The sequence below is a fragment of the Nocardioides sp. T2.26MG-1 genome (assembly GCF_950101795.1).
In the GTDB taxonomy this organism is placed as follows: domain Bacteria; phylum Actinomycetota; class Actinomycetes; order Propionibacteriales; family Nocardioidaceae; genus Nocardioides.
Window position 1 is genome coordinate 113,278 of record NZ_CATNLZ010000023.1, and the last position, 13,943, is coordinate 127,220.

The 13,943-nt window shown below is 72.9% G+C and carries 14 protein-coding genes; 5 read left to right on the plus strand and 9 right to left on the minus strand.

What is annotated here, in order from left to right; all coding sequences use genetic code 11:
* Positions 1-4 precede the first annotated feature (4 nt).
* The 4 genes from QQZ14_RS13330 to zwf all read left to right on the plus strand — a co-directional run bounded on the left by QQZ14_RS13330 (position 5) and on the right by zwf (position 5,459).
* Complete coding sequence (locus QQZ14_RS13330; RefSeq protein ID WP_284534810.1) at positions 5-1,993, plus strand: anthranilate synthase family protein; 1,989 nt, start codon at positions 5-7, stop codon at positions 1,991-1,993.
* Between the two features lie 111 nt (positions 1,994-2,104).
* Positions 2,105-2,680 carry an anthranilate synthase component II gene (locus QQZ14_RS13335; protein WP_284534811.1) on the plus strand — a complete coding sequence of 192 codons (576 nt, stop codon included), beginning with the start codon at positions 2,105-2,107 and terminating at the stop codon, positions 2,678-2,680.
* Positions 2,677-3,969 (plus strand): anthranilate synthase component I family protein, encoded by a 1,293-nt coding sequence (locus tag QQZ14_RS13340; RefSeq protein ID WP_284534812.1) that lies wholly within the window; start codon positions 2,677-2,679, stop codon positions 3,967-3,969. The genes QQZ14_RS13335 and QQZ14_RS13340 overlap by 4 nt, the downstream gene beginning before the upstream one ends.
* Positions 3,970-4,010: 41 nt before the next feature.
* Positions 4,011-5,459, plus strand: coding sequence for a glucose-6-phosphate dehydrogenase (gene zwf / locus QQZ14_RS13345; RefSeq protein ID WP_284534813.1), 1,449 nt, complete (start codon positions 4,011-4,013; stop codon positions 5,457-5,459).
* Here the strand turns inward: zwf and rocD are convergent.
* The 9 genes from rocD to QQZ14_RS13390 are packed head-to-tail and all read right to left on the minus strand — an operon-like array spanning position 5,456 to position 12,864.
* Positions 5,456-6,718: an ornithine--oxo-acid transaminase gene (rocD, locus tag QQZ14_RS13350; protein WP_284534814.1), complete on the minus strand. Its 1,263-nt coding sequence runs from the start codon at positions 6,716-6,718 to the stop codon at positions 5,456-5,458. The genes zwf and rocD overlap by 4 nt on opposite strands.
* Before the next feature lie 12 nt (positions 6,719-6,730).
* The gene (locus QQZ14_RS13355; protein ID WP_284534815.1) at positions 6,731-7,597 is read right to left on the minus strand and encodes an acyl-CoA thioesterase domain-containing protein; all 867 of its coding nucleotides are present in this window, start codon (positions 7,595-7,597) and stop codon (positions 6,731-6,733) included.
* Between the two features lie 4 nt (positions 7,598-7,601).
* Positions 7,602-8,147 carry a hypothetical protein gene (locus QQZ14_RS13360; RefSeq protein WP_284534816.1) on the minus strand — a complete coding sequence of 182 codons (546 nt, stop codon included), beginning with the start codon at positions 8,145-8,147 and terminating at the stop codon, positions 7,602-7,604.
* Positions 8,144-9,556, minus strand: a complete 1,413-nt coding sequence (locus QQZ14_RS13365; protein WP_284534817.1) for a sensor histidine kinase — start codon at positions 9,554-9,556, stop codon at positions 8,144-8,146. Before QQZ14_RS13365 ends, QQZ14_RS13360 begins: the two co-directional genes overlap by 4 nt.
* A complete protein-coding gene (locus QQZ14_RS13370; RefSeq protein WP_284534818.1) occupies positions 9,553-10,257 on the minus strand; it encodes a response regulator transcription factor in 705 nt (234 codons plus the stop codon). The genes QQZ14_RS13365 and QQZ14_RS13370 overlap by 4 nt, the downstream gene beginning before the upstream one ends.
* A 53-nt stretch (positions 10,258-10,310) precedes the next feature.
* Positions 10,311-11,198 (minus strand): fructosamine kinase family protein, encoded by an 888-nt coding sequence (locus QQZ14_RS13375; protein WP_284534819.1) that lies wholly within the window; start codon positions 11,196-11,198, stop codon positions 10,311-10,313.
* The gene (locus QQZ14_RS13380; protein WP_284534820.1) at positions 11,195-11,734 is read right to left on the minus strand and encodes a low molecular weight protein-tyrosine-phosphatase; all 540 of its coding nucleotides are present in this window, start codon (positions 11,732-11,734) and stop codon (positions 11,195-11,197) included. Before QQZ14_RS13380 ends, QQZ14_RS13375 begins: the two co-directional genes overlap by 4 nt.
* Before the next feature lie 4 nt (positions 11,735-11,738).
* A complete protein-coding gene (locus tag QQZ14_RS13385) occupies positions 11,739-12,146 on the minus strand; it encodes a phage holin family protein (RefSeq protein WP_284534821.1) in 408 nt (135 codons plus the stop codon).
* A gap of 40 nt (positions 12,147-12,186) precedes the next feature.
* Positions 12,187-12,864: a GntR family transcriptional regulator gene (locus QQZ14_RS13390; RefSeq protein WP_284534822.1), complete on the minus strand. Its 678-nt coding sequence runs from the start codon at positions 12,862-12,864 to the stop codon at positions 12,187-12,189.
* Between the two features lie 146 nt (positions 12,865-13,010).
* Here QQZ14_RS13390 and QQZ14_RS13395 point away from each other — a divergent pair, with 146 nt between their 5' ends.
* Entirely contained in the window at positions 13,011-13,916 is a 906-nt protein-coding gene (locus tag QQZ14_RS13395; protein ID WP_284534823.1) for a dimethylarginine dimethylaminohydrolase family protein, read from the plus strand.
* Positions 13,917-13,943: the final 27 nt, after the last annotated feature.

Below are 13,943 nucleotides of genomic sequence, written 5' to 3' on the forward strand. Positions count from 1 at the left end.
GGGTATGACGACGACGCCCTCTGCCCGGGAAGCCATCGCGGCCCTCCAGGGGCACGAGGCGTGGGCGATCATCCGGCGCTCCACCCGGGCGGGAGACCGCGACACCGTCGGCCTGGTGGGCGGGCGGCGGCGCGTGGTCGAGTCGCTGCTCGACGTACCCCTCGAGGAGGGCGTGCCGCAGGAGGACCACATCGCCGACCGGCTGCTGGCGGTGCCGTTCCGCCAGGTGCGCGAGCGCGGGTTCGAGGCCCACGACGACGGCGCGCCACTGGTCGTGGTGGACGTCGAGACGGAGCTGGAGCTCTCGGTGGCCGAAGTGCTCGACGCGATCGACGACACCGGGGTGGAGTTCGCCGACCGCGGCGGCTTCGAGACCGACGACGAGGACTACGCCAAGCTGGTCGCGGCGATCATCCACGACGAGATCGGGCAGGGCGAGGGTGCCAACCTCGTCATCGGTCGCCACTACCGCGCGACCGTCGCCGACTGGGGCGCCGACAAGGCGCTGACGGTGTTCCGCCGGCTGCTCGAGCGCGAGCGCGGCGCCTACTGGACCTACGTGTTCTTCACCGGCGACCGCTACCTGATCGGCGCGAGCCCCGAGCGGCACGTCACGATCCACCCCGTCCGCGACGGAGCCGAGCGAGGGACGAGCGAGCGACCGAGCGGACCGTTCGGGTTGGCCGACGTGCGGATGAACCCGATCAGCGGCACGTTCCGCATCCCGCGTGAGGGCGACGTGCGCCGCGGTCTCCTGGACTTCCTGCGCGACGAGAAGGAGATCTACGAGCTCTTCATGGTCGTCGACGAGGAGCTCAAGATGATGTGCGACATCTGCAACGAGGGCGGCCAGGTGCTCGGCCCGTTCCTCAAGCCGATGAGTCACCTCGTGCACACCGAGTACCTCCTCGCCGGCCGCACCAGCCGCGACCCCCGCGAGGTGCTGCGCGACACGATGTACGCCGCCACCGTCACCGGGTCGCCGGTCGAGAACGCGTGCCGGCTGATCAAGCAGTACGAGTCCGAGGGCCGCGGCTACTACGGCGCCGCCCTGGCGATCCTGGGCCGCGACGACGTCGGCGGCCCGGTCGTGGACAGCCCGATCGTGATCCGTACGGCGGACGTCGGGCTCGACGGCCGGCTCACCGTGACGGCCGGCGCGACGCTGGTGCGCGACTCGGACCCGGCGTACGAGGTCGCGGAGACCCACGCCAAGGCCGGTGGCATCCTCAGCGCCTTCGGGCTGGTGCCGTCCGCGCCCGCCCCGTCGGTCAACATGGCCGAGCTCGTCAGCGACGAGGACGTGTTGCTCGCCCTCAACGCGCGCAACCAGCGGCTCAGCAGGTTCTGGCTCACCGACCAGGGCGGCTCGCCGCCCGACCCGCGGCTGGCGGGCAAGAGCGTGGTGATCCTCGACGGCGAGGACGACTTCGTGAACATGCTGCGACACGTGCTCGGCGTGCTCGGCATGACCAGCGAGGTGGTGCGGCACGAGGACTACGCGCCGGGACGCCTCGACGGCTTCGACCTGGTGATCGTCGGGCCCGGCCCCGGTGACCCGCGCGACGGGACCGACCCCAAGATGGCCAACCTGCGCGCCGCGGTCGCGGAGCTGATGGCCGCCCGACGGCCGTTCCTCGCGGTGTGCCTCGGCCACCAGGCCCTGTGCCACCACCTCGGCATCCCCCTGACCTACAAGGACATCGTCTTCCAGGGCACCCAGTCGCCGGTGCCGATCGGCGGTCGCACCGAGCGGGTGGGCTTCTACAACACGTTTGTCGGGCGCCTCGCCGACGGCTCGTCCGCGCCCGACGGGGTCGAGATCGAGACGGACGCCCACACCGGCGACATCCACCTCGTGCGTGGTCCGCACTACCGCGGCATCCAGTTCCACGCGGAGTCGATCCTCACCGAGCACGGCTACGACCTGCTCCACCAGATCGTGTCCGAGCTTCTCCTCGATGTCGTTCCGAGGTCGTCGGGGGAGCGCTAGGGTGGCGCAAGCAGCACATGGCGGGAACTCCGCTCGTGGGCCCGGTGAAGACTGCCCCCCAGCTTCATCGGGCCCGTCCCGTCTCCCGGACCCCGACGGTAGGTTGACCCGGTGGCCGCGCCCGAGGTGCCCCGTGTCGTCGTGGTCGACCACCACGACTCCTACACGTGGAACCTGGTCCACCTCGTCGCCGCCGTCACCGGCGTGCTGCCCGTCGTCGTCCAGCACGACGAGGTCTCCGCGGACGACGTGCTCGGGTTCAGCCACGTGGTGCTCTCGCCCGGCCCCGGCCACCCCGACGTGGTCGAGGACTTCGCCGTGGGGCGCGAGGTGCTGCGCCGCGCCACCCGGCCGGTCCTCGGCGTGTGCCTGGGCCTGCAGGGACTGGTGACGACGTACGGCGGCGCCGTCGGGCGGGTCGATCCGGCGCACGGCGACGTCGCCGTGGTCGAGCACGACGGACGGGGGGTGTTCGCGGGGCTGCCGCCGTCGTTCCGCGCGGTGCGCTACCACTCGCTCGCGGCGCTGGCCGTGCCGCCCTGCCTCGAGGTCTCGGCGTGGTCGGAGGGCGTGGTGATGGGGGTGCGGCACCGCACGCTGCCGCTCGAGGGCGTGCAGTTCCACCCCGAGTCGATCCTGTCCGAGCACGGCGCCCGGCTGGTCGCGAACTTCCTGGGCGTGCCGTGAGCCCGGCCGACCCCACGAGCAACCCGGTGGCGTTCTTCCACGACGTGGCCGCGGCGTACCGTCGGTGCTTCTGGCTCGACGGCGGCGGTGCCCGCGAGTGGTCGGGTCGCCGGTCGGTGGTGGGTTGGCTCGATCCCGACGACGTGTCGATCACCTACTCGGCGGAGCGGCGCGAGGTGGTGCGTCACGCGGGCGGGTCGTCGCAGGTCGTGGGTGACGACGTGTTCGCGGTGTTGGAGACGGAGCTGGCCGCGGGTGGGCCGACCGACCAGTGGGTGGGCTACCTCGGCTACGCGTGCCGGCCCGACCTCCCGGCGTCGGTCGGGGGCGGCCTACCTGATGCCGTCTGGATGCGGCCGTCCGGTGTCCGATTCTTCGAGCACGAACCTTTCAGGGAGTCCTTGCGCTACTCGGCCGTTGCAACCCCCGACAAGCGGAAGGATCCCCGGTACACCGGGGATCCTCCGCCCGCCCCCTACCGAGCCGCCTTCGCCCAGGTCCAGGAGCAGCTCCGGGCGGGCAACACCTACGAGGTGAACCTGACGTACCGGATCGAGGCGGACAGCGGGCACGACCCGGTGGCGGCGTACCTGCGGCTGCGCGAGCTCAACCCCGCGCCCTACGCCGGGTTCCTGCAGCACGACGTCCCGGGTGCCCGGGCGTGGCTGCTCAGCAGCAGCCCGGAGCGCTACGCCCGGGTGAGCGCCGACCGCACGGTCGAGACCAAGCCGATCAAGGGCACCACGCCCCGCGGTCGCACTCCCGAGGCGGACGAGGCGAACCGCCGCCGGCTCGCCGCGGACGCGAGGTTCCGCGCGGAGAACCTGATGATCGTCGACCTGCTGCGCAACGACCTCTCGATGGTCTGCGAGCCGGGGACCGTCGAGGTCCCGAGCCTGATGGAGGTGGAGTCGTACACGTCCGTGCACCAGCTGGTGAGCACCGTCCGGGGCCGGCTGCGCGACGGCGTCTCCACGGTCGGGGCGCTGCGGGCGCTGTTCCCCGCCGGCTCGATGACCGGCGCCCCCAAGCTGCGCACCATGCAGGTGATCGAGGAGGTCGAGGACTCGCCGCGCGGGCCGTACGCCGGGGCCTTCGGCTGGATTTGCGCGAACGGCCGGGCCGATCTCGGGGTGGTGATCCGGAGCCTCGCGACCGGCGGTGACGGCCGCTACGTCCTGGGCACGGGCGGCGGCATCACGGTCCGCTCCGCGGTCGAGGACGAGCACGCCGAGTCCCGCTGGAAGGCCGACCGCCTGCTGGCCGCGCTGGAGGATCCGGCGGGCTGAGGCAGGCGTACGCCGTGGGCCTCGTGGTTACCCTCGAAGCCATGGAGAACCCGCACGTCATCGTGCTGTTCGGGGCCACCGGCGACCTGTCGCGCCGCAAGCTGCTGCCGGGTCTGCTGCGGCTGTGGCAGGCGGGGCTGATCCAGGAGGCCCGCATCGTCGGCACCTCGCTCGAGGACATCGACACCGAGGCGTTCGTCAAGATCGCGCGGGTGGCGTGCGAGGAGTTCGGGCACTGCCCGATCGACGGGCAGGCGTGGGAGCCGTTCGAGCGGATGCTGCGCTACGTGCCGCAGTCGGCGGGGCCGACGGCGCTGGCCGAGATGGTGCGCGAGTGCCAGACCGAGCTGGGCTCGCCGGAGCGCGACGTCGACCTGCTCCACTACCTCAGCGTGCCGCCCAAGGCTGCGCTCGACGTGGTCCGCCAGCTCGACGAGGCGCACCTGGTCGAGCGGTCGCGGATCATCATGGAGAAGCCGTTCGGCACCGACCTCGCGTCGGCGAAGAAGCTCAACGCCCGGCTGCACGAGGTCTTCGACGAGAGCCAGATCTTCCGCATCGACCACTTCCTCGGCAAGGAGGCGGCCCAGAACATCCTCGCCTTCCGGTTCGCCAACGGACTGTTCGAGCCGATCTGGAACCGCAACTTCATCGACCACGTGCAGATCGACGTCCCCGAGACCCTCGGGCTCGAGGGCCGCACCAGGTTCTACGAGACCACCGGCGCCTACCGCGACATGGTCGTCACCCACCTGATGCAGGTGCTGGCGTTCATGGCGATGGAGCCGCCGACGTCCCTGGCGCCCGAGCCGATCGGCGACGAGAAGCTCAAGGTGTTCCGCTCGATGCGGCCGATCGAGCCGCAGCACGTCGTACGCGGTCAGTACGCCGGCTACCGCGACCACCCCGAGGTCGCCGACGACTCCGACACCGAGACGTTCGTGGCGCTCAAGGTCGAGATCGACAACTGGCGATGGGCGGGTGTGCCGTTCTTCCTGCGCACCGGCAAGAAGCTCGCCGAGGGCGCCCGGATCATCTCGATCGCGTTCAAGGAGCCGCCGCTGACGATGTTCCCTGCCGGGTCCAACGCCGGCACCCAGGGACCCGACCATCTGACGTTCGACCTGGCCGACCAGTCCCGGATGTCGCTGTCGTTCTACGGCAAGCGCCCCGGGCCGGGCATGAAGCTGGAGAAGGCGTCGATGCAGTTCGCGACCCACGACACCACGTCGTCGGGCGGGGTGCTCGAGGCCTACGAGCGGCTCATCCACGACGCGATCCGCGGCGACCACACGCTGTTCACCACCGCCGACGGCATCGAGACGCTGTGGGAGAAGTCCACCCCGCTGCTCGAGAGCCCGCCCCCGGTGCGCGCCTACGCCCCGGGCAGCTGGGGGCCCAACGCGATCCACCAGCTGATCGCCCCGCAGGCCTGGCGGCTGCCGTTCGAGCGGTCCTGGCGCGAGTCCAAGGACCCGTACGGCAGCTAGCCCCGGCAGATGCCGGCGAACGCCCCGACCAGCAGGTCGATGTCGTCCTCGGAGGCGACCAGGGGCGGCGCGAGCCGCACGGTCTGGCCGTGAGCCTCCTTGGCGAGCACGCCGCGCTCGAGCAGCTGCTCGGACACCTGCCGGCCGCTGGCCAGACCGGGGCTGATGTCCACGCCCGCCCACAGCCCGCGGGTGCGGACCGCGTCGACGCCCTGCCCGACCAGGCCCTCCAGACCCGCGGCCAGCCGCGCGCCGAGCGTCGCGGCCCGCTGCTGGAACTCGCCGGTCTCGAGCATCGCGACCACCTCGCGCCCGATCGCGGCCGCGAGCGGGTTGCCGCCGAACGTGGAGCCGTGGGTGCCGGGGGTGATCACCGACAGCACGTCGCCGTCCGCGGCGACCGCCGAGACCGGGTAGAGCCCGCCGCCCAGCGCCTTGCCGAGCATGTAGACGTCCGGGACGACGTCCTCGTGGTCGCAGGCGAAGGTCCGGCCGGTGCGGGCCAGGCCGGACTGGATCTCGTCGGCCATCATCAGCACGTCGGAGGCGTTGCACAGCGCGCGGACACCCTGGAGGTAGCCCTCGGGCGGGATGATCACGCCGGCCTCGCCCTGCACCGGCTCGAGCAGCACCGCGGCGGTCGTCTCGTCGATCGCGGCCTCCAGCGCCGCGAGGTCGCCGTACGGCACGAGCTTGAAGCCGGGCGTGTACGGCGCGTAGTGGGCGGTCGCCGCGGGGTCGTCGGAGAACGACACGATCGTGGTGGTGCGGCCGTGGAAGTTGCCCTCCATCGCGATGATCGTCGCCTGCGGCTCCGGGACGCCCTTGACCAGGTAGGCCCACTTGCGGGCGACCTTGATCGCGGTCTCGACGGCCTCGGCGCCGGAGTTCATCGGCAGGATCATCTCCTTGCCGGTCAGCGCCGCGAGGTCGCGGGCGAACGGGCCGAGCTGGTCGTTGTAGAACGCCCGCGAGGTCAGCGTCAGGCGCCCCAGCTGCTCGCGTGCCCGCTCGACCAGCCGCGGGTGGGAGTGGCCGAAGTTCAGCGCGCTGTAGCCCGCCAGGCAGTCGAGGTAGCGGCGGCCCTCGACGTCGGTGACCCACGCGCCCTCGCCGGAGGCCAGCACGACCCGCAGCGGGTGGTAGTTGTGCGCGGCGTACGACTCCGTGAGCTCGACGTGGGCCTGGGTGTCGTTGAGCGGGAGCAGGCTCGCGTCAGCAGTGTGGGCAGCGTCGGTGAGGTCGGTGGTGCGGGTCATGGCTGCATCGTCTCATCGGGTCTCGCGGCGGCCGTCGTCGGTGTAGGTCACCGACCCGAGGTCGACGGTACGTCGCGCGTTGGCCAGCGCGGCCACGATCACGGTGCCCAGCGGGCCGCGCCGGTCGAACATCGCGGCGGTGCCGACCGCGATGCCGTCGTGCTCGACCCGGTCGGTCGCGAGCAGCCCGATCTCCACGCCCTCGGGCTCGCGGGCCAGCGTCATCGTGATGTCGGTGTTGATGTGCTCGACGCCCCGGCTGCCCCAGTTGACGACCATGCTGGCGCCGTCGGCCGTGGCGGCCGCCGCCTGGAACCCGGTCACCGGCTCACCCGCGACCACCGGCACCGCCGTGCTCCACGAGGTCTTGCGGTCGGCGTTCTGGTGCTCGAGGAAGTCCTGGGACCAGCCTGCGGAGGAGCGCACGTACGGCGGCCGCGGCTCGGTCGCGGGCGGCACCACGTCCGCGGGCGGGGGCACCGGCCGCTCGGACGGCGCCCACACCTCGCCCTCGGTGTTGGCGGACGGCTTGAGGAACGTCGCGGTGCCGCGGGCCACCCGCTCGCCGTCCTGGGACAGGATCACGTCGACCAGGCAGATCCGCCGGCCCTCGCGCTCGACCTCCGCGGTGAGCGTGCACGGCACCATCCGGGCCGGGCGGAACAGGTCGACCGCCCACCGGGCCGGGCGCAGGTCGGTGCGGCCGGCCGCGGCCAGGCCGCGCTCGGCCGCCCAGGCCAGGGCGCCGCTGAGCGCCACGCCGTGCAGCTGGTCCTCGCTCCACATGCTGCACGCGAGCGGCGTGGGTACGAGGTCGTCACCGCGGCGGGTGAAGAACGAGAGCTGGCCAGCAACGGCGTCGGTCACTGGGTTGGTCACCGGGTCATTCTGGGGGACCCGCCGGCGCCCCACGCACCAGGGCCGCCAGCAGCCGCCGCGTCGCCGTGACGACCCGCTGCTCGTCGTACGGCTTCAGCTGGACGGCGTTGACGCTCTGCACGAGCCCGTCGGTCTGCACGAAGCCGGTGACCAGGACGCCGGAGGCTCGGGCGCGGACCGCCAGCCGCGCCGCGTCGGCGCCGGGGACGTCGACCGGCCGCAGCCGGGCGCCGGCCGAGCCCATCGCGTCGAGGGCCGCGTCGAGGCCGCCGTCGAACCACAGGTAGCTGACGTCGTACGCCGCGCCGCCCTCGGCCACCGGGGTGAACGTGCACCGCGGCTCGACCTCGGTGCCGGTCTGCTCGGCCATCCCCGCGCCGGCGAGCCGGCCGACCTGCGCGGCGGTCAGGCCGTCGCACGGGCTCCAGGCGACCGCGGCCGCGTCGGAGGCGACCAGGTCGTCGGCCGCAGGGTCGGGGTCGGCGTCCGAGGAGCACCCGGAGGCGAGCGCCGCCGCGGCGAGCGCGGCGGCGAGTGCCGCGGCCCTCACGAGGCCGGTGTCCAGTCGGGCACCGGGGCGTGCGCGCCGGGCAGCCACATGGTGAGCCGGGCACCTCCGGCGGGCGACGCGCCGGCCGTCACGGAGCCGGAGTGGCGCTCGGCGACCTGGCGCACGATCGAGAGCCCGAGACCCGAGCCCGGCATCGAGCGGGACTCCTGGGAGCGGTAGAAGCGGTCGAACACGTGCGGCAGGTCCTCCTCGGCGATGCCCGGACCCGCGTCGTCGACGGTCAGGGTCCCCTCGGCGAGCCGGACGGTGACGGTGCCACCGGGCGGGCTCCACTTCGCGGCGTTGTCGAGCAGGTTGGTCACGGCCCGCTCCAGCCCGGAGCTCTCGCCGACGACGTACCACGGCTCGGTGGCGACGTCGAAGGCCACGCTCGGGGCCCGACGGCGGACCCGCGCGATCGCGCGGTCGACCAGCTCGGGCACGTCCACGGCCTCGACCACGTGGGTCAGCGGCTCGTCGCGGGAGAGCTCCATGAGGTCGCCGATCAGCGTGGTCATCTCCTCGATCTGGGCGCGCACGTCGTCGAGCAGCTCGGCACGGGCCTCGGCCGGCAGCTCCACGCCGCCGCCGTCGGCCTGGCTGAGCAGGTCGAGGTTCGTGCGCAGCGAGGTGAGCGGGGTGCGCAGCTCGTGGCCCGCGTCGGCGACCAGCTGGCGCTGGCGGTCGCGGGACGCGGCGAGCGCCGCGAGCATCTGGTTGAACGCCGAGGCGAGCCGGGCGATCTCGTCGTCCCCCTCGACCGGCAGCGGCCGCAGGTCCTCGGTGCGGGCGATGTGCTCGACCGAGGAGGTGAGCCGGCGCACCGGTCGCAGGCCGTTGCGGGCCACCGCCCAGCCGGCCATGCCCGCGGCGATCACCCCGGCGAGGCCGAAGAGCAGCATCACGATGCCGAGCTTGCGGAGCACCGCCTGCTCGGACTCCAGCGACTGGGCGAGCACCATGGTCTCCCCACCCGGACGGTGCACGGCGACAACCCGCCACCGGGTGCCGTGCTCACCGATGATCGTGCGGACAGAGCTCGTGTCCTTGCCGTTGGCCACGTCGACCTCGGGCTGGCCCAGGCTGATCGCGGGCATGTGCTTCTGGGCGGAGCGGGCGACCGCGGAGCCACCGGTGATGCAGACCACCCAGGTGTTCGCGGTGCCGAGGTACTCCACCGGCACGTTGACGTCGGCGTCGCACAGTGCCACCGAGGCCGATCGGGCCCGGTCGAACAGCGAGTCGTCGAGCGCGGCCTGCATCTGCATCCGGACGGTCAGGTAGGCGCCCGCGGCGACGAACGCGACGGTGAGGCCGACCGCGATCGTGGTGAGCAGCGTGACCCGGCTGGCGAGGGAGCGGCGGTAGTGCCACCGCCCCTCGGCCGGGACCGCGGGGAAGATGGTCACGATTCCTTCAGCACGTAGCCCACGCCGCGCACGGTGTGGATCAGCCTCGGCTCCCCCTCGGCCTCGGTCTTGCGGCGCAGGTAGCCGACGTACACCTCCAGCGAGTTGGCAGTGGTGGGGAAGTCGTAGCCCCACACCTCCTCGAGGATGAACGAGCGCTCGAGCACCCGGCGCGGGCGGCGCAGGAACATCTCCAGCAGCGCGAACTCGGTGCGGGTCAGCTCGATCACCCGGCTGCCCCGGCGCACCTCGCGGGTGGCGACGTCCATGGAGAGGTCCGAGAACGACAGCACCTCGTCCGCAGCGTCCTCGCGCGGGACGACCCGGCGCAGCAGCGCCCGCAGCCGGGCGAGCAGCTCCTGGAGCGCGAACGGCTTGGTGAGGTAGTCGTCCGCGCCGGCGTCCAGGCCCTCGACCCGGTCGCCGACGGCGTCGCGGGCGGTGAGCACCAGGATCGGCAGGTCGTTGCCGGCGGTGCGCAGCGCTCGGGTGGTCTCCAGCCCGTCGAGGCGGGGCATCATCACGTCCATCACGACGACGTCCGGCGCGGAGGCGGAGATGCCGGCCAGCGCCTCGGCGCCGTCGGAGGCGAGCATCACGTCGTAGCCGTTGAACTCCAGCGACCGCCGCAGCGACTCGCGCACGGCCTTGTCGTCGTCGACGACGAGCACCCGCGGCTTGGGAGCAGGGGGCGTGTTCACGCACTCCACTGTGCCAGCCGAGCCTGAGTCCGGACTGAGAACGCGGGCGTTGCTCAGGCGTAGCGGGCGGCCGCCTCGGCTGCCTCGGCTGCCCGTGCGGCGTAGCCGCCGCCGAAGTGGCAGGCGTGCACGAGCAGCGGGAACACCTGGTGGAGCGCGACCCGGTCCTCCCAGCCGTCGGCCAGCGGCCGGGTCGCCGCCGCCGCCTCGGCGTAGGCGTCGAGGACCCGCGGCAGGTGCGGCAGCCCGAACAGCGCGAGCATGGCCAGGTCGACCTCGCGGTGCCCGCCGTACGCCGCCGGGTCGATCAGCCACGCCTGCCCGTCGAGACCCCAGAGCACGTTGCCGTTCCACAGGTCGCCGTGCAGCCGGGCCGGCGGCTCCTCGGGGACCAGGTCGGCCAGTCGGGGCAGCAGCGCCTCGATCGCGGCGGCGTCCTCGGCGCTCGCGGCCCCGCGGTCGCGGGCCAGCTTGAGGTAGGGCAGCACCCGGCGGGCGGCGTAGAACTCCGCCCAGGTGTCGGCGGGCCGGTTGGGCATCGGCAGCCGGCCGATGAATCCGTCGCGGTCGAGGCCGTACGTCGGGGCGCCGGCCGCGTGGGTGACGGCGAGCGCCCGGCCCAGCGCCGTGGCGGCGTCGACGGAGTTCTTGCCGGGCTCGACCCAGCGGATGATCAGGCACTCGTGGTCGGCGCCGAGCACCTCGGGCACGTGGACGCCGCCGTCGGGGGTGACCTCGTCGAGCCAGCGCAGTCCGGCCGCCTCCTCGGCGAAGAAGCCGTCCGGGGCGTGCGGCAGCGTCTTCATCAGCGCGGTGGTGCCGTCGCTGAGCCGCAGCCGGGTGGCGGTCGAGATGTCGCCGCCGGCGACCGGGGCCGTGGCCACCACCGCGGCGCCGAGGAGCTCCTCGGCGCGACGCGCGACCAGCGGCTGGCGGGTCACGAGGCCTGCCCGGTCCCGCTGATTGACCCGCCGTCGACCCAAGGGCGCTCGCGCTCCAAGGAGTCGACCAGCGATCTCGCCGTACGCTCGACCATCGCGAGGACCTCCTCGAATCCGGAGTCCCCACCGTAGTACGGGTCCGGTACGTCGCTCCCCGGATCGACCGGGTCGAGGTCGCGGAACAGCCGGACCCGGTCGGCGGCGCCGCCCGACTCGAGCACGTCGGCGAGGTTCTGGGCGTCCATCGCGAGCACCAGGTCGAAGCCCTCGCCGGCCCCGTCCGCCGCCCACTGCCGGGCCCGGTGGCGGGTGGCGTCGTACCCGGCGGCGGTGAGCGTCGCCGCGGCCCGGCGGTCCATCGGGTCGCCCACGTGCCAGCCGCCGGTGCCGGAGCTGGCGACCTCGACCCGGTCGGCGAGGCCGGCGTCGGCGACCCGCTCGGTGAGGACGACGGCCGCCATCGGCGAGCGGCAGATGTTGCCGAGGCAGACGACCGCGATCCGGTACCGCCCGGGAGTGCGCGCCGGGGGCAGCACCGGGTCAGCCCTCCTGGGCGTCACCGAGGAGCAGGCCCACGATCCAGGTGACGACCGTGATCACGATCGCGCCGCCGACCGCGGTCCAGAAGCCGTCGACGAAGAAGTCGATGTCGAACAGCCCGGCCAGCCACTCGGTGAACAGCAGCATCAGCGCGTTGATCAGCAGCAGGAACAGGCCGAGCGTGATGATGATGAACGGGATCGAGAGGAACTTCAGCACCGGGCTGACGAACGAGTTCACCACGCCGAGGATCAGGGCCACGAACACCAGCGGCCAGATCTTGTCCGAGACCTCGTCCCAGCCGGACGTCGCGCCACCGTGGAAGCCGATCCCGTCGAAGAGCTGGCACGCGACGGCCAGCGCGACGGCGTTGGTGAGCAGCCAGCCGGCGAACTTGAAGAGACCCACGCCGCGATCCTAGGGCCCTGGAGCGCCCGGAGGCAGCCTCCTAGAGGCCGAGGGCCTCGAGGATCGAGGTCTCGGCGTCGGCCAGGTGCCGGGCGAGGAACACCGAGGCGCCGTCGACGTCGCCGCGCTCGAGCAGCATCACCAGCGCGGTGTGGCTGTCGGCCTGGTCGTGGGCGTTGCGGCGGATCCGGTCCACCTGGGCGAGCGCCAGCTTGAGCTCGACCATCAGGCTCTCGGCCATCGCGACCAGCCGCGGCGAGTCGGTGAGACCGACCAGCGAGACGTGGAAGGCCAGGTGCCGCTCGTTGAGCTCCTGGTACGACGCCCCGGCGTGCACCGCCCTCGTGTAGTGCACCAGCGAGGTGCGCACGTCGTCGCGCAGCCGGTCGCCGGCGTCGGGCCACCGGCGTACCCCCGATCCCTCGAGCACCAGCCGGGCCCGGCAGATGTCGCGCACCGAGTCGGGGTCGGGGCTGGTCACGCTAACGCCGCGGTTGGGCTCGCGGGTGGCCAGGCCTTCGGCGACGAGCACGGTGAGGGCCTCGCGGACCGTGGGCCGGGAGACGCCGAGCGAGGAGGCCAGCGCCACCTCGCGCAGCGGGGTGCCGGACTCGAGCTCGCCGTCGAAGACCGCCCGGCGCAGCTCGTCTGCGACCCGGTCGACCGTCGAGGACAGGTCGAGGCGGAGGGAGTCGAAACGGCCGACGGGCCCGGTCATGGCCGCCATTGTGCCCTGCGGCGTCGGCCGCCCGTCGCCGGTCCGGGCTTGCGTACCGGGCTCGGGACCTTCAGACTGGGCCGCTCGTGTCAGATTGTCTGACAATCTCAGGACCTAGGTCACTGGACAGGCCGAAGGAGGGACCCATGGACCGGACTGCCACACGCCTCGGCTGGGGACGCCGCTACGTCATGGTCGAGCCGACGCACTTCCGCGTCGACTACCGCATCAACCCGTTCATGGACCCCGCCGACCAGCCCGACCCGGCGCGCGCGATCGCGCAGTGGCGCGAGCTGGTGGCCACGATCGAGCGGCTGGGTGGCACCGTCGAGGTGGTGCCGCAGCGGCCGGACGCCCCCGACATGGTCTACGCGATGAACCTCGGGCTCGGGCTGGTCCGCCCCGACGGCACGGAGCACGTGGTGATGTCGCACATGCGCTACCCGCAGCGGCGGATGGAGACCGGCAGCGCGCAGCAGTGGTTCGCCGGGCGCGGGTTCGCGACGTCGTACGTCGGCCGCGACGGCGTCGGCGCGCACCTCGAGGCCGGCGACGCGTTCGCGTTCGGCGACGCGCTGGTCGTCGGCTACGGACCGCGCACGGAGGAGCTCGCGCTCAAGCACCTGGCCGCCGACCTGGGCGTGCGGGTGCGCGGGCTGCGGATCACCCACCCGGGGATGTACCACCTCGACCTCGCGTTCTGCCCGCTCGACGAGCGCCGGGCGCTGGTCTGCCCGGCCGCCCTCGACGACGCGTCGGCCGCCGCGCTGCTCGCCCTGGTGCCCGAGCCGCTGGTGCTCACCGAGGAGGAGGCGCTCACGACGTTCTGCGCCAACTCGATCCTGGTCGGCTCGACGGTCGTGATGCCGGCCTGTCCCGACCGGGTGCGCGCGCAGCTGGAGGAGTGGGGCTTCGAGGTGGTCGTCGTCGACGTCTCGGAGTTCCACAAGGGCGGCGGGTCGGTGCGCTGCCTGACCAACCCCGTCGACGTGCGGATCGGCCGCGACCTGCCGTCCGTGCCCGGCGGTGAGGTGCTGCTGCCGCCGGAGTGAGGTGGCTCCGACGTCCCCGGATCACCG